22 protein-coding genes and 5 pseudogenes are annotated in these 24,714 nt (G+C 62.9%); 8 read left to right on the top strand and 19 right to left on the bottom strand.

Features of this window, described 5'->3' with window-relative positions:
• Window positions 1-115: 115 nt before the first annotated feature.
• The gene (locus tag CJ028_RS20565) at window positions 116-1,237 is read right to left on the bottom strand and encodes a type II toxin-antitoxin system HipA family toxin (RefSeq protein ID WP_105037056.1); all 1,122 of its coding nucleotides are present in this window, start codon (window positions 1,235-1,237) and stop codon (window positions 116-118) included.
• Window positions 1,230-1,499 carry a helix-turn-helix domain-containing protein gene (locus CJ028_RS20560; RefSeq protein WP_105037055.1) on the bottom strand — a complete coding sequence of 90 codons (270 nt, stop codon included), beginning with the start codon at window positions 1,497-1,499 and terminating at the stop codon, window positions 1,230-1,232. The genes CJ028_RS20565 and CJ028_RS20560 overlap by 8 nt, the downstream gene beginning before the upstream one ends.
• An 897-nt stretch (window positions 1,500-2,396) precedes the next feature.
• Between CJ028_RS20560 and CJ028_RS20555 the strand changes: the two are divergent.
• The 4 genes and pseudogenes from CJ028_RS20555 to CJ028_RS20545 all read left to right on the top strand — a co-directional run.
• Window positions 2,397-2,699 (top strand): annotated as a pseudogene (locus tag CJ028_RS20555) (ArdC family protein); the annotation flags it as partial.
• A 172-nt stretch (window positions 2,700-2,871) separates the two neighbouring features.
• Window positions 2,872-3,066 carry a YciI family protein gene (locus CJ028_RS21650; RefSeq protein WP_240607499.1) on the top strand — a complete coding sequence of 65 codons (195 nt, stop codon included), beginning with the start codon at window positions 2,872-2,874 and terminating at the stop codon, window positions 3,064-3,066.
• A complete protein-coding gene (locus CJ028_RS21645; RefSeq protein ID WP_240607497.1) occupies window positions 3,063-3,227 on the top strand; it encodes a YciI family protein in 165 nt (54 codons plus the stop codon). The genes CJ028_RS21650 and CJ028_RS21645 overlap by 4 nt, the downstream gene beginning before the upstream one ends.
• 92 nt (window positions 3,228-3,319) lie before the next feature.
• Entirely contained in the window at window positions 3,320-4,540 is a 1,221-nt protein-coding gene (locus CJ028_RS20545; protein ID WP_105037065.1) for an RNA polymerase sigma factor, read from the top strand.
• Between the two features lie 18 nt (window positions 4,541-4,558).
• Here the strand turns inward: CJ028_RS20545 and CJ028_RS20540 are convergent, their stop codons facing one another.
• Window positions 4,559-4,807: a hypothetical protein gene (locus CJ028_RS20540; RefSeq protein ID WP_105037053.1), complete on the bottom strand. Its 249-nt coding sequence runs from the start codon at window positions 4,805-4,807 to the stop codon at window positions 4,559-4,561.
• A gap of 78 nt (window positions 4,808-4,885) precedes the next feature.
• Window positions 4,886-5,167: a hypothetical protein gene (locus tag CJ028_RS20535; RefSeq protein ID WP_105037052.1), complete on the bottom strand. Its 282-nt coding sequence runs from the start codon at window positions 5,165-5,167 to the stop codon at window positions 4,886-4,888.
• Between the two features lie 805 nt (window positions 5,168-5,972).
• Here CJ028_RS20535 and CJ028_RS20525 point away from each other — a divergent pair.
• Window positions 5,973-6,591 (top strand): annotated as a pseudogene (locus CJ028_RS20525) (type IV secretory system conjugative DNA transfer family protein); the annotation flags it as partial.
• 138 nt (window positions 6,592-6,729) lie between these two features.
• Here CJ028_RS20525 and CJ028_RS21640 read toward each other — a convergent pair.
• Both CJ028_RS21640 and CJ028_RS21635 read right to left on the bottom strand, forming a co-directional pair.
• The gene (locus CJ028_RS21640) at window positions 6,730-6,975 is read right to left on the bottom strand and encodes a VOC family protein (protein WP_240607514.1); all 246 of its coding nucleotides are present in this window, start codon (window positions 6,973-6,975) and stop codon (window positions 6,730-6,732) included.
• A 24-nt stretch (window positions 6,976-6,999) separates the two neighbouring features.
• A pseudogene (locus CJ028_RS21635) lies at window positions 7,000-7,206 on the bottom strand (VOC family protein); the annotation flags it as partial.
• Window positions 7,207-7,531: 325 nt separating this feature from the next.
• On the opposite strand from CJ028_RS21635, the pseudogene CJ028_RS21630 reads away from it, so the two are divergent.
• Window positions 7,532-7,759: pseudogene (locus CJ028_RS21630) on the top strand (IS3-like element ISAar44 family transposase); the annotation flags it as partial.
• 161 nt (window positions 7,760-7,920) lie between these two features.
• Here CJ028_RS21630 and CJ028_RS20515 read toward each other — a convergent pair.
• The 7 genes from CJ028_RS20515 to CJ028_RS20485 all read right to left on the bottom strand — a co-directional run bounded on the left by CJ028_RS20515 (window position 7,921) and on the right by CJ028_RS20485 (window position 16,620).
• On the bottom strand, window positions 7,921-8,940 hold the full coding sequence (locus CJ028_RS20515) for an amidohydrolase family protein (protein WP_205684125.1): 1,020 nt from the start codon (window positions 8,938-8,940) through the stop codon (window positions 7,921-7,923).
• A 13-nt stretch (window positions 8,941-8,953) separates the two neighbouring features.
• Window positions 8,954-9,880 (bottom strand): carbohydrate kinase family protein, encoded by a 927-nt coding sequence (locus tag CJ028_RS20510; protein ID WP_105037050.1) that lies wholly within the window; start codon window positions 9,878-9,880, stop codon window positions 8,954-8,956.
• Window positions 9,874-11,376: a lyase family protein gene (locus CJ028_RS20505; RefSeq protein WP_105037049.1), complete on the bottom strand. Its 1,503-nt coding sequence runs from the start codon at window positions 11,374-11,376 to the stop codon at window positions 9,874-9,876. The genes CJ028_RS20510 and CJ028_RS20505 overlap by 7 nt, the downstream gene beginning before the upstream one ends.
• 51 nt (window positions 11,377-11,427) lie before the next feature.
• Entirely contained in the window at window positions 11,428-13,173 is a 1,746-nt protein-coding gene (locus CJ028_RS20500; protein ID WP_105037048.1) for an ABC transporter permease, read from the bottom strand.
• Entirely contained in the window at window positions 13,170-14,255 is a 1,086-nt protein-coding gene (locus CJ028_RS20495) for an ABC transporter ATP-binding protein (RefSeq protein ID WP_105037063.1), read from the bottom strand. The genes CJ028_RS20500 and CJ028_RS20495 overlap by 4 nt, the downstream gene beginning before the upstream one ends.
• Before the next feature lie 66 nt (window positions 14,256-14,321).
• The gene (locus CJ028_RS20490) at window positions 14,322-15,389 is read right to left on the bottom strand and encodes an extracellular solute-binding protein (protein WP_105037047.1); all 1,068 of its coding nucleotides are present in this window, start codon (window positions 15,387-15,389) and stop codon (window positions 14,322-14,324) included.
• Between the two features lie 46 nt (window positions 15,390-15,435).
• Window positions 15,436-16,620 carry an ROK family transcriptional regulator gene (locus CJ028_RS20485; protein ID WP_105037046.1) on the bottom strand — a complete coding sequence of 395 codons (1,185 nt, stop codon included), beginning with the start codon at window positions 16,618-16,620 and terminating at the stop codon, window positions 15,436-15,438.
• Between the two features lie 121 nt (window positions 16,621-16,741).
• On the opposite strand from CJ028_RS20485, the gene CJ028_RS20480 reads away from it, so the two are divergent.
• Window positions 16,742-17,182 (top strand): single-stranded DNA-binding protein, encoded by a 441-nt coding sequence (locus CJ028_RS20480; protein ID WP_105037045.1) that lies wholly within the window; start codon window positions 16,742-16,744, stop codon window positions 17,180-17,182.
• Window positions 17,183-17,189: 7 nt separating this feature from the next.
• On the top strand, window positions 17,190-17,756 hold the full coding sequence (locus CJ028_RS20475) for a hypothetical protein (RefSeq protein ID WP_105037044.1): 567 nt from the start codon (window positions 17,190-17,192) through the stop codon (window positions 17,754-17,756).
• A 177-nt stretch (window positions 17,757-17,933) separates the two neighbouring features.
• Here the strand turns inward: CJ028_RS20475 and CJ028_RS20470 are convergent, their stop codons facing one another.
• From CJ028_RS20470 to CJ028_RS22125, 6 genes and pseudogenes are all read right to left on the bottom strand, one after another.
• A complete protein-coding gene (locus CJ028_RS20470; protein ID WP_105037043.1) occupies window positions 17,934-19,322 on the bottom strand; it encodes a tripartite tricarboxylate transporter permease in 1,389 nt (462 codons plus the stop codon).
• Window positions 19,322-19,753, bottom strand: coding sequence for a hypothetical protein (locus CJ028_RS20465; protein ID WP_105037042.1), 432 nt, complete (start codon window positions 19,751-19,753; stop codon window positions 19,322-19,324). Before CJ028_RS20465 ends, CJ028_RS20470 begins: the two co-directional genes overlap by 1 nt.
• Before the next feature lie 17 nt (window positions 19,754-19,770).
• Window positions 19,771-20,712 carry a hydroxymethylglutaryl-CoA lyase gene (locus CJ028_RS20460; protein WP_105037041.1) on the bottom strand — a complete coding sequence of 314 codons (942 nt, stop codon included), beginning with the start codon at window positions 20,710-20,712 and terminating at the stop codon, window positions 19,771-19,773.
• The gene (locus tag CJ028_RS20455; protein ID WP_105037040.1) at window positions 20,709-21,974 is read right to left on the bottom strand and encodes a hydroxymethylglutaryl-CoA reductase, degradative; all 1,266 of its coding nucleotides are present in this window, start codon (window positions 21,972-21,974) and stop codon (window positions 20,709-20,711) included. Before CJ028_RS20455 ends, CJ028_RS20460 begins: the two co-directional genes overlap by 4 nt.
• A 145-nt stretch (window positions 21,975-22,119) precedes the next feature.
• On the bottom strand, window positions 22,120-23,973 hold the full coding sequence (locus tag CJ028_RS20450) for a helix-turn-helix domain-containing protein (RefSeq protein ID WP_161499039.1): 1,854 nt from the start codon (window positions 23,971-23,973) through the stop codon (window positions 22,120-22,122).
• Between the two features lie 389 nt (window positions 23,974-24,362).
• Window positions 24,363-24,686 (bottom strand): annotated as a pseudogene (locus tag CJ028_RS22125) (hypothetical protein); the annotation flags it as partial.
• Between the last annotated feature and the right edge of the window lie 28 nt (window positions 24,687-24,714).

Genomic DNA, 24,714 nt, shown 5'->3' with positions numbered 1-24,714 from the left:
GTTGAGGTCTGTTTTCACACACTGGGTTTAACACCCTCCGCCTTCGATTAACAGCGCCCACGCGGGAAAAGTCCGATCGGACTGAGCGGTTGGCGTGCTACCAACCGATTAGGACTCACTCATCTAGCGCGGACGTGATGATCAACCGGGGAGCGCGCACCTTCCACGCCTCGGCTTCGACGATGAGGTCATCGAGAGTGATAGCGGCGTGGCTGTATTTTCGATTGATGGCCAGCGCCATTTTTCCGTCGCTGTCGAGGTGCGTCTGCGGAACAACATCGTAGGCCGGGGTGATCCTCGTGCTGCCATCCGAGAGGTGGAGCATGCTGATGTTTTTGGCGTGCATATCGAGATTGCCAACGGCCTGCGAGACGGTCAGGAGTCGGAGGAGTTGCTCGACGGAAGCGCGGTCGCCGTCGCGACCGAGGACATCCGCTATCCGCTTGAGGGAGACCTTGCCGCCGAACTCTTGATACTTCTCATTCTTTGATGCGCCGAGAGCTTGGTTCATGTCTTCCTGGTGAATGCGTCCCTGCGGGGCGTGCCGTGATCGGTCATATCGCTCGATCACGAGGCCGGGGACTCCGCCAAAGTTCTCAATCCACGTGTTGAGCGTGGTGAGGCCAGCCGCTTTGGCAGCGCGGAAGCCGTATTCCTCGTCGAAGGTTATGGTCGGATAGCGTACCGACGGTGGCTTGATGATGTGGGTCGACGGGTGCCCCTCGAGGACCTGAAACCAGTGGTCATCCTGTCGTGCGAGCACGATCTTGTCTTGGACGCCGGCCAGAGAGGTGCGGCCGGACTTCGGTCGGTTGCCAAGCGGAGCGGTTTGGGTATTGGTGAGCATCCGGCCAACCTCGGCCGCGTCAACCAGCGCTATGGCGGGCGTGCGCGGCTCCCCCGTAGCCTCTGGATCGTATATCTGGATGGCTCCGGCGACATCGCGGCCGAACCGCGCCAACAGCGCAATGGTGTCGTCGGTGGAGACTCTGATTTCAGCGGCGAGGTTGTCGAGAGCAGTACCCTCGGGCAGGAGTTCGGCGAAGAAGTTGCGTCTTCGCGCTGCCCGGCTACGGTTGCTGACCAGATCGAATGGCACCGACGCGGAGAGGATCGTGCTGCCGCGCCCAAAGGTCTCGATCGCATTTTTTTCCCTGACGAAATCAAACGTGCGACGGTCCGTTCCGACCAGATGCCCGACGAGCTCGCCGTAGAGTTCGACGCGCAAGTCACCCACGGGGTTCGTCCACAACGTCGTCTTGGGGCTCGTCGGTGCCTGGATCAACCTCCATGTACATGCGAACACCGGTCTCGCGCATGATCGCAAAGATGCGCTCGAGCACGATAGTGTTCTTGCCGGATTCCAAGCCCCAGATGTACTTCTGGTCGGTGTCCAACCTCTCCGCGAGATCGCGCTGCGTCAGACCGCTCACGAGACGGCCCTGCTGCAGCATCCGGCCAAGACCCTCAGGGCCCTTCACTTCTCCACGTGCAGCCATAGCACCCTCCTCTCCACGGTCTTATTACCTTCATGATATCTGATGGTGATATCACCTTCAAGCCCCACGAAGGCCTTATAACCGTCAACTGGACGCATGCTGAACTCGTTCAACTCCCGGAGCGCACCACCACGGCGGTCGGTGATTGCCTGAGCGTGGGCGCTTCCTTAACTTGCCCGCCGACCGGATTAGTGGTTGCGATATTAGTACCCTCGACGCCACGATCGTGGGTCAGACTGGGCGTCCTCGAGCCCGAGGGTCGCGCCCTGCCGTCGTGGACGAATTCAAGCTCGCCCGGCGCGGCGTGCGTACAATGCTGAACGGCCGTGAGGGAGCTCGTCTGCCGCCGCCGCCGTCAACGACGCCTCGACAAGTTGAACCCGATCGAGATCAAGTCCTGCATGGACCAAACCGCGGCACTGGCGGAATGAAGGAACCGAGCAAACCGAAGCTGCAGCATTCCCGTTGCATTGGGACAGGTGTTACTTAACGGAAGGAATCTGTCAACAGGGTCGAGGACGACCTGAAAGCCGTCACGTCGTTCGTGCAGCGCGCAGAGGACGCATCGGACCAGGTCTGGAACGAAGTTCAGCGCCAGCGCGACCACCGCACCCGCCGTGAGCAGGTCGAGGCCGAGCAGGACGTGCTGCGCGAGAGGGGTCCACCATTCCTGACCGCGCGCCCTACAACAGGGAGATGGAGTCCACCAGCATCGCTCACCTCGCTACCCGTGACGGCAAGCAGCTCATTGTTGCCGATCTCGGGGGGATCACCGCGCCCACGAGCGCCGCGCGGAAGCCGACCAGCTGCACAAGTCAATCGGCTCGCAGCTCGAGGAACTGACCAGCACCGAAGGATGGGCGCTGTTCCTCACGTTCGCCACCAGGGTTCCACAACTACAGCCTGAACAACATTCTACTGATCCTGTCCCAGCGCCCGAACGCGAGCCGCGTCGCAGGATTCCGCCAATGGCAGGAGCGCGGCCGACAGGTGCGAACGGGCGAACGGGCGATCAAGATCTTCGGCTACGGCTACGGCACCAAGCGGATCGAAGGCGAGGACGGCGAGGAAGAACGCCGCCCCTACTTTCCGATCCTCAGCGTGTTCGACGTCAGCCAAACCGACTCCATCGACGGCGAAGAAATCCCCGAGCTCGCACCGCGCCGCCACGAAACGGAGCGTCAGGTGGGGCCGCTATAGTGCACTTCAGCACGCAAAGCGGACTCCGGCACGCGCGGCGGCGGCGGCGGCGGCGGCGGAAAAATCTTGAAGAAAATCCTGGCCTAGCTGTCGATCCGGCGGCAGGACGTTCGTCGTAGTTAATGACGGAGCCGGACAGGCCGGCCCGCGACCTAATGCAGGAGGCAGCTCCATGTCCCAGTACGCAATCCTCATCTACGAAGACCCGGCGTTCTACGCGAACATGTCGCCCGAGGCGTGGGGCGCGGTGGTCGACGCGAACAACACGTTCACCAAGCAGGTCTTCGAGCTCGGTGGGTCCCTCACGGGCGGGGGGCGCTCGCGCCCACGACGACGGCCACCACGATCAAGGGTGCCGGCACGGTGACGGACGGCCCGTTCGTCGAGACCAAGGAGGCCTTCGGCGGCTACTACGTCGTCGAGGCGCGCGACCTCGACCACGCCGTCGAGATCGCCAAGCTGTGCCCGGTCCCCGGCGGCGGCGTCGAGGTTCGCCCGGTCGTGGACCCGACGACGAACCCGTTCTGATCGCCCCCAGCGACGAGCCGACCGCGTCCGCCCTGCTGGCGGACGCGGTCGCTGCCGCGCTGGCGCAGGCCCACCGCTCCGAGTGGGCCTTCGTGCTGTCCGCCACGGTGCGCGTCGCGGGCGACCTGGACGTCGCGGAGGAGTGCGCGCAGGAGGCGTACGTCAGCGCGCTGCAGGCCTGGACCCGGGACGGCGTCCCGGAGCGGCCCGGCGCGTGGCTGACCACGGCGGCGCGGAACCACGCGATGGACCGGTTGCGTCGCGAGGTCACCCTCCGGCGCAAGCTCCCGCTGCTCGTGGAGCCAGCAACCGTCGATCCGCACGACCCGGCCGACCTGGACTGGCCCGACGCCGCGGTGCCGGACGACCGGCTCCGGCTGGTGTTCACCTGCTGCCACCCCACCCTCGCCCCCGAGGCCCGCGTCGCCCTCACCCTGCGCCTGGTCTGCGGCGTTCCCACGCCCGACGTCGCCCGGACCTTTCTGGTGTCCGTGCCGACGATGGCGGCACGGATCACCCGGGCCAAGAAGAAGATCTCCGAAGCGCGGATCCCCTACCGAGTTCCGGGCCGGGCGGAGCTGCCCGAGCGCCTGGACAGCGTGCTCACCGCCGTCCACCTGCTCTTCAGCACCGGCCACACGGCCGGCGAGGGGGACTCGCTCGTCCGTGAGGAGCTCTGCGACCGGGCCCTGCACCTCGCTCGCACCCTCGCCGCGCTGCTCCCCGAGCAGGCCGAGACCCGCGGCCTGCTGGGCCTGTTGCTCCTCACCGACGCGCGCCGGGCCACCCGGACCGACGGGCAGGGCCGGCTGCTCCTGCTCGCCGATCAGGACCGGACGCGCTGGGACCAGCGCGCGATTCTGGAGGGGCTCACGGTGACGGCCGGGGCTCTGGCGTCCGGCCCATCGGGGCGGTTCACCCTGCAGGCGGCGATCGCCGGCGTGCACGCGATGGCGCCGTCCCTGGAGCAGACCGATTGGCCGCGCGTCGTGCACCTCTACGACCGGTTGCTGGCGGTGTGGAACACCCCGGTGGTCGCGCTCAATCGGGCCGCCGCCGTGGCGTTCGCCGACGGTCCGGCCGCCGCCCTGCCGCTCCTCGACGAGCTGGCGACCGATCCCCGGCTCGCCGACTACCCCTACCTTCCCGCCACCCGCGCCGACCTACTGCGCCGCCTCGGCGACGCCGCAGGCGCGGCTCAGTCGTACCGGCGCGCGATGGAGCTCACGGCGAACGCTGCGGAGCGCGCCTTTCTGGAGCAGCGCCTGGCCGAGGTCAACCGCGCCGCCGGCGCCGAGCCGGCGCCCGGCTGAGGACGGCGGGCTCGGCGGTTACGGCTCCGAGGCCTCGCCCGGGGCTCCCGCGTCGCGCCCCTGGCTCGGGTTCTCTCCCGCGTTCCGGTCGTCGCCCGACGGCTTGAAGGTGCCGTGCTGGTCCGTCTCTCGGTGGCGCAGGCCCAGGCCCTCGTACGTCGACGTCTTCGTCCTCACCGTCACCCAGTTCGACGACCCCCACATCGAATTGCTCGCGCTGAACGAACTCCATTCGGTGTCCCGCACGCCGGACGGCGAGTGGGACACGCAAACGGTCGATCGGCGACTTTCATCCGTTCCGTTTGAATTCGCCAACCCTCAGCGGGACGGCATTCTGACGCCGCCTCACCAAGAGGCTCCATTCTCAGATTCGATACGAGTCGCGTCACGCTCCAGTTCGGGATTTTTGCTTCCAGACCGAGCCGGCAGGATCAGGCACCAGAGTCGGACGAGAAATCGGCGGGCGAAAAAGAGCAGCGCCAGCAGCCCGACAACGAAAGGGATGGCAATCGGCCAAGCGGTGGTGAAAACGAGAATCAGCGCAAGGGCTTCGAAACCGATCAGCGAGGCTGCCCCGACATACGTCGCGGCTGCGAGGTCATTAAGTTTCCACCAGGCACGCGTCAAGAATTTTTGCGTTCGCCTCGAGTGCACATTCCGGTGTGGATCTAGTCGTGGCTCTCTTGATGTCATTAGCATTATTTCTCCTATAGATAGCGGCGCACAGTTGTCTCTGCCGGCCGGCTACCGAAGGAGAGGTGCACGCTGAATGGACGTGCTCCACCAAGGGTCAGGCGACGGGCGTCTGACTCGTGGGGGCGCGCGGCATAGGAGTGCCTCTGCCACATCGCGATATCTGGGGTTTGAAGTGCGAACGCGGCGGAGCTCCCCCGCTTTGCGTGGACGACGCGCGCAGGTCGAATTGCCGCGCCACAACGAAAACCAAGAGGGCCACGATCACAGCGAGACCCAGGAGAATTCCAACGGCGACCACGATCACGAAAACCGGATGACCCAACGTCAGATGCGGGCTGGCGACAACGAGCGCAAAATGGCAAATCATGTAAAGTTCTTGCAGCACCATGCCCCCTCACGCACTCCTCTTACCGCTCAGCGTACCCGTCACGGCCTCGCACACAGGCGTCCGTAGCCGGAACGGTGAACGGTGAACGGAACAGGTTTACGTCGCATTGACGGGTCACAGAGTGGCTCGCCAGCTGCGTCGCCCGGGACCGGCGAAAGCCCTAAGCTGCCAGCATGACGGATAGCCATGAGCGGGGTCGATTCGTACCGATGCAACGAAGATCGGTGCGTAGTGGGCGCGCTCAGCGCCTCCCGTTTGACATTTCCCGGCTGTCGGTCACCGGTCTGGTCATCATCTGCGAACTCGGTGACCCGGTTCCGGAAAACGGCAGGCCAACTATGACCATGACGCAGCAACGGCACGCTCTACCTGCTGGCCACCGGTGCCGGCTCGAATAACTCGGCGGCGCTGGTCTCGGCTTTCGTCGAGGACCTCGTCGAAACCGCCCGCCGCATTGCCGCCGAAGCGCCGGTGCGCGACTCGACCCGCCGCTGCTGCTGGCGCTAGATGAGATCGGCAACCTAGCCCCACTCCCCTCACTGCCCACCCTCATGGCGGAGGGCGGCGGCACCGGCATCACCACCATGCCGGTGTTGCAGTCCTTGGCGCAGGCCCGCACGAAGTGGAGCGACAACGCCGCCGGCACCATCTGGGACTCGTCGATCGTCAAGATCGTGCTCGGCGGATCCAACTCCCGAGACCTGCACGACCTCTCCACCCTGATCGGCGACCGAGACGAGCTGACCGACTCGACGACGATCGGGGATCGCGGTTCACGCTCTTCGCAACGCTCCGTCCGACGAGTCCCGATCATGCCGCCCGACACGACCCGCACTTTGTTGTTTCGTACAGGTTTGATCATGCTGCGCGCGGCCCCGCCGTCATCGCGAGCCTGCAGATGTGGACCGCTCGGCCCGACGCCAAGGAGCTTCGCGCGAACCGTGAGAAAATCGAAGGGTTGATGTGAGCGCCCACTCGAAACGCGCCCACGCCGGAGCCGGTCGAGCCGGAATGACGACCAGCCGAACACTGCCCTCACATACGAGGGTCTCGTTACCGAGCTGCGGGCATCCGCTCTACTTGCGTGACCTCGCCCTCGACGGGATTATCCCGGCGTCAGGACGCAGAACTCGTTTCCCTCGGGATCGGTGAGAACCGCCCAGGGCACATCGCCTTGCCCAATGTCAGCATCCATCGCACCCATTGTTCGCAGCCGGGCGACCTCAGCCGCCCGATCATCACGAGGGTATGGTCGTAGGTCGAGGTGGACGCGGAACCACACGGTGATAATGGGGACGCGAACGAACTCTAGATACGGACCGACCCCGGCAGCCGATCGCAGCCGCGCCATGTCGTCGGTCACCTCGTGCAGGGTCTAGTCCGTCGCCGCGTTCCAGAACCGGGCCATGGAACGTGGATCCGCACAACTGACAACCACGGCGGCGATCGGGCCGGTGTCCGCATAGATCTCCCGGGGTTCGAGAACGCCGAACACATTCCCCTCCGGGTCGGCCAGAACCGTCCACGGCACGTCGCTCTGGCCAATATCAGCGGATGTTGCGCCCAACGTTTTCAGCGGAGAGCGGCGTGCGGCCGTTAAGGCGCTCGCAACGGACCCACGGTTACGTCAGGGGAGCCCAAAACCGCCCGAATCCGGGAAGCCGGAACACCGCCCCACCGCCCATGTCCAGACCCCTAGAGCTCGAACAACGCGATCAAGACCATGCCGCTGCCCGAGGCGCCAACGGCGAATTCATGACACAAATCAACACCGGCAAGGGCTAAACCTGACTCTTCCATCGATCACGTGCACGACAGTAGCCGCACACGTTACGACGACAAATAAGCCTCTGACCAGGAAAAGTAAAACCCACAAGGTCTCTCGAAACCCAGTAACCCCAGAGAACCACCGCCATACCGGAATCGGGCTGAACACCCCGGCCGACGTCCATTACGGCCTCGCCGCAGGCAAAGCCCTCGAACGCTTAGCGCCCCTCGCTGCGGCCCGCGCTCAGCATCCGGAGCGATTCAGCACAGCTCGGGACCCCAAGATCCTCACTCTTCACGAGACCGTTTGGATCAACAAACCCGTCGAAGAAGACGAGGCCAAAACGGAGACGAAACTAGCCGCCTAAACTCAGGCTAGCCTCATTCACCTCGACAAATTCCGCTGGGGCGCAGCTCCCGCGCTTCGCGAAGTGAATGCCGAGAGTGTCTCTTTCGCGGATGCGGATTGGAGGCACGATACCCAGAGGGTTCTCTCGACCGTGCTTGCACCGCCCAGCGGACGTCGCGCCTACGCCGACAGACTCGGGTCGGCGGGCATCCAGCCATCGATTTTGAGCAGGCGTGCAGCGTTGGCACCAAAGATGTTCTGCAGATCGCTGGCTGTCATACCCATCTCCCAGCAGATCCTGAGCTGATCGACGAGGTAGCGCCTGGCAAAGCCGCGCGGAAACCACGAGGAGTCCGAGCCAAAGACGATGCGCTCCGAGCCCATAGTTTCATAAAAGCGGCGAAACAGATCGTCGAGGGTGAGCTTGCTCGCCATGTAGCGCACCCACTGGTTCGACCCCGAAGTATCGACGACTACGTTGGGGCAGGCCCACATGAGAAACAATACTTCTTGCACATGTTGAATGCCGAAATGCGGGATGACGAACGTAATTTCGGGGTACCGCTTGGCGACAGCCTCGAGCCATGCCGGATTGCTGAACTCGTTATGGGCGATACCGCCTGCCGAGCCGCAGTGCCCGAAGTGAATGACGATCGGAACACCGTTCCGGGCTGCAACCCGCCATACCGCGTCGTCGGTGGAGTCGATGCGCTCAGACATCAGGGGAGCGAAGAGTTTCAAACCGACCAAACCGTGCTCCACAATGGCGGTTTCAAAAGCCTGGGCTGCCCCGGGGGCGTACGGATCTTTCATGGCCGCCATTCCAGTAAATCGATGGGGCGCGTGCGCCACAAGTTCATGCATTTTGGCGTCTCCGCCAGCGGTCACGAAATTGGCGTGTTCCACCGAATGCGCACTCAGTTCGGCCACCCAACGATCAGCTTCAGCCTGCCAACCGTGATCGTGTTCGGCACCCTCGGGGTCTGCAAAATCCCACGAACGTCGCCACCGTGCCGAGGTCGCGGCGGTCGCGGTCGTGACGGCACGCTGCCCTGCGCTATCGCCCTGGCCGCAATCAGAAAACTGTCCTCCCGCCAAGCTTTGGGTGAGTTCATCATGATTCATGCGAAAGTGCACGTGAAAATCCACCACCGAGAGGCCCTGCACGGTGGGCCGCCCAGACAGCTCGGTGGGTTTCATGACAAGCTCCGGTTCACGCAATAGTGGGTTCCAGTTGAATCAATGCTCGGTCTGTCTCCGTGCTGCCCACTAACTGCGTGGCATAACGAACGGCTTGTCGAAGAGACTGCTGCAGGCCGCTGCCTCGGGCGATGGAGATCAAAAAGGCCGCATTGAACCCGTCGCCGGCACCGGTTGAATCGACCACTGCTGTTGGCAACGCGACCTCTTCAATCCACAGGCCAGCCGGGGTCGCCAATGACGCTCCTCGAGCTCCACATTTGACAGCAACTATTGTGTTCGTGTGTGCTGCAAGCTGCAGGGCCGCCGGCCGCACTTCAGCTTCGCCAGTCAACCCGAGCAATTCATCTTCATTAGGCAGAAACACATCTACGCCGGCCAAGGCCTCAACCACTTCGGCGCAGACGTCGTTCGTCCAGCCTTGCGGCGGCCAACCCGTGTCGAGAACGGTTTCGGCACCCCTCGTTCGAGCGCGCTCAAAGAGTGCGGTGACCGCCTGGCCGCGCAGGCCAGGGAGCAGAAAATAGCCGGCGAGAACAACAAAGCGGGCAGTGAGTACCTCGGAGGGCACATCGACGGTCGTCATGTTTTTCATCGCGCCCATCGACGAGAGAAAGGCACGATCCTGTCCGACCGACTCGACCGCCACAGTGATCGCGCTGGGTTCCAGATCATCACGAATGAACACGAGCTGCAGGTTGGGGTCACACAACTCTGCTTCGAGCAGGGTGGTCGAAGCATCGTTTCCGACTCGGCTCACCAGGGTGGTTTTCTGGCCCAGACCTGCACAGCGGATGGCGAGGTTGCCTGCCGACCCGCCCACTCGCATAGTGATGCTCGGCACGATACGTTCCGTACCCGGCGCGGGAAGGTCGCGCGTATCTGCGACCATAATGTCGAGGTTGGTATTCCCGATAACGGCAAAACGTGAGTTCACCATGTGTCTGAGCTGACGGCGGCCTGCACCACGTCGAGAAGTCGCTGGCGTGTGCCGTCAATGTGGGTTCGGCGCTCGGCGCTCTCGGCAGAGGCGGAAGCGGCGCGAAGCGATGACTCCTGTGCGGTCGCCATAACCGCCTCACGGCCGGGGCCCCCAAGCTGGGAACGGTTCAACACGAAATTGGGGTTGACACCCGCTTTCAGGGTGAGGTCGACTAGGGCGTCGGTCACGGGGATGTTGGCACGCTCAAATGCCGCCGTCACGTCAGTGGTCGTCCACGTCGTGGGGTCGGCGGCCGCTACAAGGTCCCCCACAACGTGGTGAGCGCTACGCCACGCAATACCCTCAGCGGCGAGAGCCTCGGCAACCGCGGTGGTTGTTGCGCCCGACTTAACGATCTGTTCGGCACTTGGCAGTTCCAGCACGCGAAAGCTTTCGAAGAGCCCGTCTACCAAACGAACAAAGCGAACCACGCGTTCTCCGGAACGCCAGAGGTGCTTCTGCACATCTGTGGTGGCATTGTTGGAGTCTTCGTACCAAGAGGAACCGATATTGGCATAGGTCGCGGCCATATCGGCCGCAGTCGCCCCAGCCATTGACACGAGATGTTCGAGCACCACCGGGTTCTTTTTCTGCGGCATAATCGATGACCCTTGCGTGAACGCGGTGGGTGTTTCCACCCAACGAAACGTCATCCACTCCAGAAGTACGCGCGCCCAGCGTGCTCCGGTAGCAGTGACGCGACCGTGCACGGCGGCCAGACGCATAAAGTGTTCCGCGCCGGCGACGGCCTCATAGCTCGAGGTGAATGACCGGTCGAATCCGAGAAGTTCACCCACCAGTGCAGAATCAATGTTGAGGTCGGTTCCAGCGAAAGCTGCGGAACCCAGCGGTGAAATGTTCAGCTCGTCGTACACACTCAGCATCTCGTCGGCCTGGCTCAGCAGGGCTTCAGAGAGCCCGGCCAGAACGTGCCCAATCGTCGTGGGCTGCGCTGGGCGGCGGTGGGTGAAGCCAATGATCACGGCGTCCGCGGTGTCGGCTGCGAGTCGGGCGGCATCCGCTGCGGTCTGCACGACGAGATCAATCTGGTCGAGCAGTTGACGGCGCAAGACCATGCGAAAAGCACCCGCATCGAGGTCGTTACGACTGCGGGCGAGCTGCACATCAAGCTCGGCTGTTGAGATGTTGCAGGCGGTGGCTAGCTGCTGCTCGAAGTAATAGTAGGGGTCCTCAACGCTGCCGTCGAAGACGAACTCCTGCGTTTCGGTAGTGGTTTGCTTCCACAGTTCGAGAAGCCCGGTAAGAAGCTGCACCCCCCGCTCCTTTGGTAAGACGCCCTGCCGCGACAGCATGAACACGTGGGCGAGGCTCGCTTCCACCATGGGTGGATAAATGAATTGCGCCGATTCCATAAATGCATCACGCAAGTGGTTGTCCCAGTAGATCGACAGGTCGGCGTTATCTTTGAGGGCAGTTCGGTGAGTAGTGGTCATGTCAGTCGTGAGCTTTCTGTGTCGTCATACGTGTTGAGGGGGTATGAGCTGCTACGTATTCATTACGGGAAGTGGAAGCGCTGTTCTGGTCGCCACTTTCTGTCGCAGGCCGCGTTGGCCGCGTGGTTTCTCCAGTCGCTGGGCGATGATCAATACGATCACGATAAGTACCATTTGCAGCGTTCCGTAGGCGGCCGCAGTACCAAACTCATTGGAGTAGATGCGGTTGTAAATCTCGACCGAGACGGGTGCAAATTGTGCGGGGTAGATCACAACGGATGCAACATACTCGCCAAAACCCTGAATGAACGCCATCAGGGCGCCGGCCAGAATTCCGCGAGACATGAGCGGCACGGTGATTGTGCGAATAGCGCGCAGGGTATCGGCGCCAAGGTTGCGGGCGGCCTCCTCAAGCGATGGATCAATTTGGGCCAGGGCGGCGTTGGCCGATCGAAACACCAGCGGGAGAAAGCGCACGAAGTAGGCGACCGGCAAGATCCACAGCGAACCGATGAGCACCTGCCCGAGGTTAAACGGGGTGGGGCTGGCGAAGGCGGTCACCAGGTTCACGCCAATAACCGTGCCGGGCAGCGCCCAGGGAATCATCACCATCACATCGAGCAGGCCCTTGCCCGGCCCGCTCCAGCGGGTGACGACGAAGGCGGCAAGAACCCCCACCAACACGCAGCCCACCATTCCCAGCAACGCCATCTGGGTGCTGACCAAAATGGGATGCAGTGACTCGGGGTCGGCAAAGATTTTGGCAAAGTTACCGAGCGTGTACTCCGGCGGCAAAATTTGGATGGTCCAGCTGCCGTCTACCGTGAAGGCCAGCAGGGCGATGGTGGCGGCCGGGGCCATGAGGATGACCACAATAATCAGCGAGCCGATGGCGGCCACCGACCGCGGGATAAAGCCTTGAATAACGGTCAGCGACTGCGGGGTGCCCTTGGACAGGCTGCGGTACACGCGACGGTTTTGGTACCAGCGCATAATGAGCAAAAACAAGATGGAGACGACCGACAGCACCACCGATTGTGCTGCGGCGGTGGAGTAGGCACCGCTCGTGCGGGAGGCGACAATTTGCATGGTGAGCGTTTGCACGTTGTAAAACTGGGGCGCGGTAAAGGAGGCCATCGACACCATGAATGTGAGCAGCGCGCCCGAGACCAGCGCCGGTGTGAGCATGGGTAAAATAACGGTTCGCCACATGCGACAGCGGGAGGCGCCGAGGTTGAGGGAGGCTTCTTCCAGCGAGGCATCGGAGCCGCTCAACGCCGATGACACGGCCAGATAGAAGTAGGGATACATGGTGAGGCTGTGCACCAAAATCACGCCGGCTACACCGTTGGCCGAGACGGCTGCGGCATCCGCTCCAAAATAGGCGGCAAGAAAGCGCGGAATGATGCCGCTTTCGGCGTAGAGAAAGTAGAACGACACTGCGCCAATTAGTGGCGGCAACGCCATGGGCAGCAGGGCGAAGATGCGCAGCACCTGGCGGCCCGGAAAGTCGAACCGGGTGAGCAGTACGGCCAGTCCAGTGCCAATCACGCAGGTGGTGAACACGGAGACCAGAGAGATGCCGACCGAGAGGCCGAGCGCTTTGCCCGAGCTGCCGCTAATGAAGCCGCCGTAGGCTTCGCCGCCGCCCTCGGCGCTGGTTATGGCTGTGGCCAGCATGGGAAAGACAATGTAAACGAGCAGAACCAGAATGAGTGGTACTGAGATCCAGTACACAAACCGGTCTGAGGAGGTGAGCCCCGAGCGGCGCTGGGAGAGGCGCTGCATCAGCGTCATGGGTGCACCATCCACACCAGGCCCTGGGCCGGTGCCATCGCTACCGTATCTCCCGGGTCGGCGCGGTCGAGGGCGCCGGGCACCGAGACCACCAGGGTCTGACCGTGCCAATCAACTTCGTAAATATTTACAGCGCCAGTGAACTCGGCGGTGAGTACGCGCCCGGTGAGCTCATGGCTCCCCACAGTTACCGGGTTCACGGTGAGGCTAATGGCTTCAGGCCGCAGGGACACGGCGGTGGTCATACCTACCGTGGCGCTGGCTGAGGCCGTATCGGCCACAATGGGCGCCTTGACTATGGTACCCTCGCCGAGGCGAACCACCACCGTGTGGCTTTCTATAGCCACGACCTCACTCGTGAAGACGTTGGAGCGGCCAATGAACCGGGCCACAAAGGCCGTGGCGGGGCGATGGTACACGTCTCGCGGGCTGGCAACCTGGTGAACTTCGCCGGCCTCTAGCACAGCAATGCGGTCGCTCATTGACATCGCTTCGGCCTGATCGTGAGTAACGTACAGGCAGGTAATTCCGGCCTCTTTCTGCGTGGCCCGAATCTCGGTGCGGGTTTCTTCGCGCAGTTTGGCGTCGAGGTTAGAGAGCGGTTCGTCGAGCAATAACACCGAGGGACGAATAACAAGCGCCCGGGCCAGGGCCACGCGCTGCTGTTGGCCCCCTGAGAGCATGTCGATACGGCGGTCACCGTAACCGTCGAGGCCTACCTGGCTGAGCGCTGTGTCAATGCGCGAGTGTTTTTGGGCCGCGGTCACCTTACGTGCGTTCAAGCCATACGACACGTTACCGGCCACGGTGAGGTGGGGAAAGAGGGCGTAGTTTTGAAATACCATGCCGGTGTTTCTTCGGTTGGGCGCGGCGTTGGTTACGTCGGTATCGTCAAAAAGGATGCGGCCACCAGTTGGCTGCACGAAACCAGCCACCATACGCAGTGTGGTCGACTTGCCGCAGCCCGAGGGGCCGAGCAGGGTGAAGAGTTCCCCTTCCGCAATGTTTAGGGTGAGTCCGGCAACCGACGGCGCTACCCCGGGGTAGGTCTTGCTGATGTTGTCGAGTAAAACGCGTGTCATTTCGGCTCCGCCGGCGTCGTTGGTGGCAGTGCGGTGGGCGAAAGTGTCGCCCACCGCTATCGGTTGTTAGTTCTGGCCCTTAATGTTGGTGGCCCAGTAGTCAATCCAGGCGGTCTCGTTTTCCGCTACGCGAGACCAGTCCACATCCATTTCCTTCAGGTTGAGGTCGGCCAGCCAGGAGGGCTCGGTGGCCAACTCAATCGAGGGAATCTGAAAGTAGGTTTCCGCCAGCGTGGTCTGGGTGGGTTCACTCAGGAGAAACTCCAGAAAGGCGTCTGCGCCAGCCGATGACGGGCCGTCGGCGATTTTGGCCACGCCGTCTACCAGCATGGGCGCGCCCGAGGTGGGAACAACAGCGGTGTATGGGGCGTTTTGCTGTTCAATCTGCAGCATCACATCCTGCAGGTTCCACGCTGTCACCGCTGCTTCTTGGCGAGTGAGGCGCAGGTACAGGTCGGTGGGGTTGGCCGCGTACACCTTGGTGTTTGCGTCGAGGGCGCGCAGCCAGTCGTAGCCGGCCTCGGGGCTGCCGGCCTCATCAAATCTCTGATCGATCATGGCGGAGTAGATGCTGCGCATGGTTCCGCTGGCGGCCACATCGCGAATAGCAATCTGGTCGTTCAGCGCCGGGGCAATGAGATCGTCCCAGTCTTTGGGAGCGTCGGCGGCGCTGAGCATGTCGTGGTTGTACACGATCACCTCGGCAAGTTTCATCTCTCCCACCCAGAGTCCGTCGGCGTCGCGAGACGCCGCGGGTACGGCATCGATCACAGACTGCGGTGCTGCCGAGAGCACCCCGTCGGAGGCCGCCTGCTGCATCTGCTGGCTGGTGCCACCCCACCAGATATCACCCTGCGGGTTGGTTTTTTCGGCTCGAATACGCTCGAGAGCTTCCTGGGCGCCCAGGGTGAGCACCTCAACGTTGCCCTCAAAATCGGGGTTAGCGGCCACAAAATCGGCCACGACCGAGTCGGCCAGGCCCTTGTCACGTGCGGTGTAAATGGTGAGCGTGTTGCCGCCCGCCGAATCACCCGAGCCGTCTTGCGGTGTGGCGCCGAGTCCACAGCCGGTGAGCCCCAGCGTAAGGGCAACACCACCGGCAAAAATGGCGGTGCGAAGTCGAGGTGAATGCATGATTATCTCCTTTGGTAAACATTCGGTGCAGAAATCAGGTGGTCGGTTAGCGCTGGAGTTCTCCGCGAGACGGTGCTGCTGACAGTGCAGAGGACAAAAGATCGGCGGCTTTGGTCAGCACCGTGGCCACGGCGCCGTGCAGCATGGACCGCTCGCCGAGGGTGGCAAATTTTACGTCGGTGGGAGAGGGCACACCGGTGAGAACGCGTTCGATGAGTAGCGTTCGCGCCGGCTCATCAAGGTGAACGGCATCTCCCGAGAAGATCACTCGTTGCGGGTTGGTCACGCACACACACACCACGGCGGCGTAGGCCCAGGCGCTGACTGCCTCGTGCAACAAGGCGACGGCGGGCGCGTCGGTGCGCGAGCAGAGGTCGGCTATAGGGTTGCCGGGGTCGAGGGCATGTCCGCGCTCACGCGCTTGCAGTTCTATTCCACCGGTGCCCCACCGGGCCTCGAACTCGCCGCGTTCGCTGCGGTGGGCCGATTCGGGGCCGTAGGGCAGAAAACCAATTTCTCCCGCCGAACGTGAGGAGCCATCGAGTACGCGAGCGCCAATAACTATCGTTGCGCCAATACCTTCTTCAATATGGATGACGGCCAGGTCGTCCACGCCGTTGCCGGCGCCAGCCTGGCGCTCGCCGAGGGCAATGAGGTTTACGTCGTTTTCTACCGTCACCGGCAGGAGCACAAGCTCGGCGAGCGCATCGGCAAGAACAATGTGGGAGACCGCGCCGAAGGCAGGTGCCAGCGTGGCTGAGCCGTCTCGCCCCACCACACCGGGGAGGGAGAGCACCACGCGCGAGGGAGGGAGCTTGGCCCGTGCGGTGAGTTCGGCGATGGCCGCCGTGGCGTCAATCAGCGGCTGCTCCGCATTAAAATCGCGTTCTACACTGTCGATGAGGGTGGCATTGAGGTCGACGAGCTGGGCCCACACCCTGTTGGCGCGCACGCCCACCACGGCAATGGTGATGGAGGTGCGGTCAAATTCAATGAGGGTGCGCGGGCGACCGCCGTTGGACTCAACCTGGCCCACAACGCGCACATAGCCGGCCTCTGAGAGGTCGTGAATAATGCCGGTGACCGTTGAGGGGCTGTAGCCGGTCAGTGCTGCTAGTTCGGTGCGCGCCAGGGGGCTTTTCGCCAGCAGGGTGGCAAAGATGGCTTCTACCCGAATCTGGCGGAGGGCGTCGCGGCCAGACGGGGCGGGAGCCTGCAGTAGAAACGACATACTTACTTTTTACAGTGAATAAAGTAAGTATGCAAGGATTTGTGCATAAATGGTTGTGCGCTAAGTGCACCTCCCAGTGAGCGCGGTCCAACAAGGTCCACCCAACAGGAGGTTCGGTCCCATGACACTTCACACCCAGCAATCGCTCTCCGGCTTCATCGCCTCAGATCCGCAGCAATCCCTGACCGAAAACGGCGACACCCGCTTCTACTCGCGCATCGGCCAGCCTCACTTCCTCCGCGAAGACAACGGCAACTTCACCGCGCTTGAGCCGACCTTCCACGACATCGTCGCCTACCGTGCCACCGCCGATCGGGCGCTCACCCTTTTTGCTAAGGGTGACAGCTTCGTCGCCGAAGGCTACGTGCGCACCTTTCAAGTCCTGCGCGACGGTGACGCCATCCTGCGCGAAGAGTTCGTCGCCAAGAATATCGGCCATGACCTCGCGCGCACTAACTATCAGGTGGACCGAGCTCATCGCTCTGCTTCGGACAGCGCACAGGCCGCGCACACGGCACTCGTCCACGAGACAGAAGCGGCTCACGCCGGATCAGGGCGGTGAAGCAGCAATGGTAGGGTCCCTGGTGGAGTGGGCATCCGGTGATCACGACAACGCTTTCGGAGCGAGCTCGTTGGACGACCTCGACGGCCCTCTCACGGCCGAGCCGCCGCATCCGATCAACTGGAATCCGCTTAGCGCTGACGACGCCGAAGCCGAATGGATCGAACTCAACCGGTGGGTGAACTGGCTGCGACGCACCTACGGTTTGCCGGCATCCGTTGCGCCGCCGTTCTGGCACCGGCACCCCGAGCTGGTCTGGGAACTCTCCGCGCTGCACCTGCACTGGCTCGGCGCCTACGATCCCGACCAGCACGGCTCTGCCCCGCTCGGCTGGCATCGCGACTTCGCGGATGCCCGCCAGCGACTTCGCGACTGGGTCGCGATCTCGGGGACGCGGCTGGGGCGCGACCGGCCGACTCGGCAGACCGCTTGGCCGGGCGAACCGTCGGTCGGCACGGTCGAAGACCTGGTCATCGGAGACCGCGACGAGGACTTCGTGCAGTTCGTCGTCGACGACGTCGCCAAGCGGCGTAAGGCTGAGGCCAGCTTCTACGCCCCCGTTGATTCCGGCTGACTTAAAGAGCTCCGACCGGCGCAGGCAGAATCGTCCACTTGGATGCTGTCGTCTGAAAAGCAGGGACGGCGTTTAGGAGGCTCACGGAGCCTACATCGGCGCGAACTGCTCGCAGCACAATTGCGAGGATGCTAAGGAGCCGCCACCCATCTGAGCATGGCGGCTCCGTCTGTCGAATCAGCCTGCGAACAGGGCTGTAATGGCCGGCACCGTCAGCACCGCAACGTAGTAGCCCATGAACTGCACACCCGTGTGCATGCTGAAAATTTTGTTCAGCAATCCACCAACGAGACCAATGGTGATCGCAACGAACAACGCAATGATCCCGCCTTCGTAGAGGCAGATCACAGCGATGAGCCCAGCGAAGGCTCCGATGATCGCTTCGTGCGAAACCTTCCGCATGATCCAGGATGCCGCGCGGTGCGCTTGCGTCATCGCGAACGGATATGTAATGACTAGTCCGATGAGAACTGCTGCTAAACCGATGACCAGGAACTGCCACGGGTCCAGCATGTCGTGCAGGTTGTTCGTCGCACCGGTCTCGGCGTTGAGGGTGAAAACCGGTGGTGCATTGAACAACGGGTTTGCCGGTCCTGCAGCCATCGGTGACAGCGGAAGACCGATCGCAATGAGCGGGATGAGGGTTTCGGCAATGTAGGTCGACTCTGTCGTTCCGTTCTTCACTGCCATCATGGTCGTGAGGCGCTGGTAGCCATTCTTGATCCGACGGCCAAACAGCTCACCCATCATCACGGTCATCGCAACGGGCGAGAACACGAACGTCGCGCTTGAAACCACGGCGGCTCCGGCAGTGCTGCCCAACTGGGCGCGATCCAGAACTCGCAACGGATTGGGCATCCGTCCCTTCCAGGTGCGCACATCCGCTGCCAGCTCAAATGTACGCGGCGCGTCCCGCTTGAGCGTCGCGCGACCGGCGGGGCTCGCTGCGAGAAAGAGGTCTGCGATCAGGGGCCCGATGGCAATGCCCAGGAAGAAGCTGATCGAAAGCCCCTTGCCGAGCGCGTCGATCGCAAAGTTCTGCAAACCGACCACGATGAGAACGAAAGGAAGAAGGGCGATCAGTGCTGCCCAACGGCCCTTCGACAGTACAGCGATGAGCCCGGCGGCCGCGAAGAACAGCCAAGGAGCAACGGCGCCGATCTGACCCGAGAACGGCGTGATCACCCAGGCGAAGAAGACGGCCATCGGGACTGCGATGACGGCTGCTACCGCGCCGCCGGAAATCGCTTTGCGCAGTGCGATGTGCGGAACTCCGAGCTCACGGAGCATTTGCGCATCGCGCAGCAGTGGCGCCGCCATGGTGTCGCCTGGTATGCCGAGGAGCGTGGTTGGAATCGCATGCGTGATGTGCTTTGCCGAGATCGCCGCCATGAAGAAGGCGAAGACACCTTCCGGCGGGACGCCAACGAGAATGACCAGCAGAGTGAGGGGCGCGATGGTGGCCGTTTCATCAGTCCCGGAAACCAGTCCGAGGAGGCCGAAGACGACCGCACCAATGACTGCCATTCCGAGCGCCCAGAGCGCTGGTTCAAGAAAGCCTTCCATTACTGAGCCTCGGCTTTGGCTGCGTTGCGCTGGTTCTTCTCGTGCTGGGCGCGGAGATCCTCATACAGACCGAGCTCCTTCACCTCGGCCAAAGCCGACGGTGAGAGCTCGTCTGGGTTGCCGAGCAAGCCCATCTCTTCTTCGATTGCATCCATCGCCGCCTCGCGGGACCCCCGGTGAGCTGTGCCGATCTGAATGATGCGCTTGGGCTTGAACAGACGAGCTGCAACCACGGCCGCGAGCACGCAGGCGCCGAGGCCGGCGACGAGGGCGTAGGAGTGCGCAAGGACGTCACCTCCGGTCAAGACATCGAATCCCCAGTCCGCCAGGAGGTAGATGGGCACGGCAATGCCGATACCCAGACCGATGGAGCCGATCAAATGCCGGCTGTCTACTGTGTCCCCCCACACCTCCAAATAGTGTTGTGCCATTGCTGTGGTTCCTTTCGTTATCGCGTCAGCGCCATTGCGACTCGAGACGTTGTGGGCTTTGCGAGAGCGTGTGACAACCATGCGCTCGTCTCAGTTAGTGCATCGAGATCGATGCCGGTTCGAATGCCGAGCCCGTTCAGCATCCAGACGAGATCATCAGTGGCGAGATTTCCGGTCGCGGACTTTGCGAAGGGGCATCCACCCACGCCGCCCGCAGCGGCGTCGAAGATGCGCACACCTTCCTCAAGTCCCGCATAGACGTTCGCGAGAGCCATGCCGTAGGTGTCGTGCAAATGTAAAGCGAGCGAGGACGTTGGTACGCCCGCCCCAACGAGCGACTTGACCAGATGCTTGACCTGCCCCGGCGTAGCCACACCGATGGTGTCGCCGAGGGAAAGGTCTTCGATACCCCATGATCGCATTGCGACGGCAAGCCGGAGTACATCTTCGATGGGAACAGATCCTTCCCAGGGATCTCCGAACACCATGGACAAGTAGCCGCGGACGCGAACACCGTCGGCCTTCGCCCGCGCGACGACATTCAGGACAGACTGCTCCATCCGCTCGCGCGACGCGCCGAGGTTCCCTTGCGAGAACGACTCGGTCACGCTGAGGAAGACCGCGATGTCGGATGCCCCAGCTTCGCGGGCAAGTTCATATCCACGAACGTTGGGCACGAGAACCGGTGTGCGAACGGGCAGATCCTTCACTCGCTCGAAGACGTCTGCCGAGTCGGCCATTTGTGGCACGCGGTCGGCGCGCACGAAACTGCCGACCTCGATGACCGACGCGCCAGCACGAACGAGGCGCTGGATGAGCTCAACCTTCGTGTCGACGTCGACAAGAGCCTTCTCGGCCTGGAGCCCATCGCGCGGGGCGACCTCCCAGATCTCGACCTCATCTGCCAGTCCCTCCTGCCGGGAAACTGTCGGCAGGCCTAACTCACGAGTGCTGGTCATTCTGAGGCACGAAGCTCAGCGAGCACCGTAACCGCGATGTCGGAGCGAACCGCACGCCGCGCGACCAAAGCAGCAGCGACAGCATCCACTTCCGCACCCACTGCGCCGGCAGCGACTGCAACGTTGCGCGCGTGCAGTCCCATGTGACCGCGCTGAATACCTTCAGCAGCGAGAGCACGAACCGCGGCAACGTTCTGCAACAACCCCACGGCGGAAATGATCTCGGCGAGTTCGCGCGCAGTGGATACTTCGGTCATTGCGACAGCAGCGCGGGCGGCGGGATGCGATTTGGTCGCTCCCCCGACGAGGCCGACCGCCATCGGAAGCTCCAGTGTGGCCACGAGGTTTCCATCGGCGTCCTGTTCAAAGCGCGACAAGGCTCGGTACTGCCCATCGCGTGCGGCGTAGGAGTGTGCTCCCGCCTCAACGGCGCGCGTGTCATTGCCGGTGGCGAGCGCGACGGCGGAGATGCCGTTCATGATCCCTTTGTTATGCGTAGCCGCACGGTACGGGTCGTCGTAGGCGAGATTGGCGCCGGTGACCATGTTCGCCACGACCTCCGATCCGCCGATCTCATCGGGGTGGATGGCTACGCGCGCACGGGTGACGCGTAGGTCAGCAAGATTGGTCAGGATGCGCAGTAGAGATCGGCCCCGTGCGATCTCCGCGAGGCGCGGCGCGATGGCCTCTGCCATCGTGTTGACGGCATTGGCGCCCATGGCGTCGCCGACATTTACGACGAGGTGTACGACGAGGTGGTCGCCGAGAATGCCGTGGATCGTGCGGACGAGGAGGTCGCGCGCGCCACCACCCACCTGCACGAGCATGGGATCTTGCTCGTTCGCGAGGGTAAGGATCTCATCCCTCGCCTCGAGAATACGTGCACGCGCACCCTGCGGGTCGGCGATGTCGAGCAGCTGCACCTGGGCTTGCATGAGCGGCTCGGTTGACGTGGTGACGATGCCGCCGAAACGCCGTGCCATCCGGGCAATGTTCGAGACCGCCGCGACGACGGAAGGCTCCTCCGTGGCCATCGGCACGAGCACGTCGCGGCCGTTGACAATGACGTTGGTCGCCACTCCGACGGGGATACCGATCTGACCGATGACGTTTTCAATCATCCGGTCTGCTTGCTCAATGCTGAGGCCATCGCCCGCCAGAGGCGTCAGGTCGATATCGCCACCGATCGCCTCGGCGACGGCGGCCCGTCGCTCGTCGACGCTGATATTGCGGAGTCCGCTGAGTCGAGATGTACTAGCCACGTTGCTGTCCTTCCGGGTGACTACTTCGTCACCGATTCAGCAAGCTAACCATCCGGCGAAAACCCCGACGAGGTCCATATCAGACACAGTGCACCCCTTGTTCATGTCCAATTCATCACCTTCAGCCGTCGTGGCTGCGGCTTAGTCAGCTTTTTGAGGCTCGCTGCGCAACCTGCCGGGCGCGCTCAATCCGCACGGCCAGCTCCAGTCGGAACCGTGCCTCGGGTTGGTCGGGGTCCTCATCGAGGAGCACGCGAAGGCGCTGCATCCGCTGCTTAACAGTGTTCAGGTGGACGTGCAGAGTGCGTGCTGCCGAGGCCAGTGACCAGCGCTCATCAAACAGCACGGCGAGCGTTTTCAGCAGGTCCGAGCCGTGCAAACTGTCCCACGCGATAACCGGCGCGAGCATGCTGTCCACGAATGCAGCGATTCGACCGCCGTCGCCTTCAAAAAGCAGACTGTACGGTGCCAGGGTTGCCGCATCGATCACGCCGGTGTTGATGCCAAGGCCGCGGGCGAGCTGGGCCGTCTGCCAGATTGCGGGAGCCGCGACAGCCGCTTCTTCCAACGACGCCCGCCCCGATGCAACCACCAACCCCGATCCAGGACCAGCGAAGTCCCCAACCTTTCGCGCCGTCGCCAGCGCCTCGGTTTCCTCAGCCTCCCCATCGGTCATCATGGGGGCTAGCACCGTGACGCCGAGGGGAGCCGGTGCCACCAGCCAGTCAGTACGAATACGCAGGCGAGCGAGGAGGCGAGGACGCGCGTCAGGATCGCACGGAAGGGCCACCATCACCCACGATCGGTCGACCGGGTAACCACGCGCGGCAGCTCGACGCAGGCCCGTAACTCGGTTTGCCGCCCCTTCCAGGACTTCCGTGGCGACCTCGCCTCGCACCCATTCCTCAGCATCGGCGAGGGCGTTCCGCCGCAGCATGACGAGCGCAGCCGTGAGCGCGGACCGCTCCACCGTGCGACGTTCGACCGGTGTGAGCGGATGCTCACCTCGCGCAATAAGCATGGATTCCGATCGCGAACTCGCGGCGATAATCGAGACGACGAGCTCGATCCCCCCGGTTGGTATGACGACGCTGCGCCCACTTACCGCTGCCTCAGCGGCCGCAGCCCGCAAAATTGGATCAGCGAACGGATCGATTTCCGCAGATCGCAACACTCCCCCATCGGAAACAAGAGTGACATCACGCCCGAGGGCCTCCGTGAGCGCGCCCACAACGGCTTCCGCATCATGACCGTCCACGACGAGTTGTGTGAGCTCTCCGTGCAAGCTCGCAGCCCACTCGGCCTCTCTCTGACGCGATGCGGCTTCAGCCGTTGCATCCGTCGCCTGCCGCAGCAGTTGCGCGAGGTGGAGAACCAGGGCCGCATGTGCAGCGAACGCGGACAGGAGCGCGATCTCGTCCGGTCGGAACGCGTGCGGTGAACGGGTGGCCGCAAAGAGCACGCCCAGAACCTTGCCCTTGACGACCAGAGGTGCACCAAGTAGCCCACGCAGCTGTTCCTCACCGACGACCTCATCGATCGTGGGGTCGTGCGGCACAGCGGTATGGGTTGAATAGTCTTCAACCCATTGCGGGTGCTGCGTTCGTACGGCCAGGCTCGCAAGTCCGATGCCTGCGGGCACCACCATTCCAAAGAATCGTGGTGAAATAGTGCCCGTCGCCGCGCGCACATACAACTCGTCTCGGACTGGTTCGTAGACAGAAAGATAGGTGACGTCGACCTTCATCAGCTCGTGAGCGCGATCTACGATCCGTTGAAGCATGAGGTCGGCGTCGGGGATGGCAAGAAGATCACGCGTTGACGACATCACACCGCGAAGTTCAGCGCTTCGCTGACGAAGGGCATCGACCCGCTGTGCGAGATCGGCCAGAGCAATCGCGGCTTCGCCATCTCCGGCCAGCACCACTCGGATCTCCTCGGGACCGACCGTGGTGCCGTCGACGACGGATCGGATGATTCGAGCGAGCTCAGATGCCATAGCCCCATTCTCTCGCGTGGCCGGTACATCGCTGACTCGCGACGGCATCCACCTCGACGTCGACCTGCCTCCTCCCGGCGCGCCAGACTGGTGCAATAGAGGGCCAACGGCGCCCTCGGGCAATGGCGATCAGCCAACCCTTCTAAAGCCCTGAAGCCTGTCGCGGACTCGCTGGTAGGCGGCAGCCCCGTCTCGGTCGGGCGCAGCCACCCGAATGACCGGTGGATGCCCATCTCTGGTGCCACCAGGTCACGAAGTGCGTCGTGGTAGGCACGCTGACGTTGCCTACCCCCATCGCCAAAGCCAACCGCGGCTTTGTACTTTCTGTACTTGTCCGACCGCTCGGCCCATGCCCGGCAAAGGGCTCGATACTCGACGAGGTCAAAGCCCAGAGGCACGTTCATCGGGTACAGCTCGAGGCTGAGCAGCCGAAAACTCGTGAAGTGCTGAGACTCGTCCACTTCGATGAACGTACCGCTCTCGGCGTGAATGAAGTCGCCCGGAAGGGAGGTAAGTCGTTTTGCGTTCTGCTCCTCATGATGCCCGCCCAGAGAAGCAAATATCGTGTCGAGGATCCCACGGACCGATGCTGCGGCATCTGGAACCCCGAGATGACCGCGCTGGTTCAACCAAGGCACGCGAGCGCGCGCTAACACGACTCCATCGGCCGCCGCCGCCAGCGCGAACGCCCTTTCACAGTCAGCTACGGGCATGAGACCCCCTCCCGTTTACGCGCATCAT

Source organism: Cryobacterium aureum (assembly GCF_002954245.1).
In the GTDB taxonomy this organism is placed as follows: domain Bacteria; phylum Actinomycetota; class Actinomycetes; order Actinomycetales; family Microbacteriaceae; genus Cryobacterium; species Cryobacterium aureum.
The sequence above is the reverse complement of the archived record's forward strand: the minus strand, read 5'-3'. Positions and strand labels throughout refer to the sequence as shown.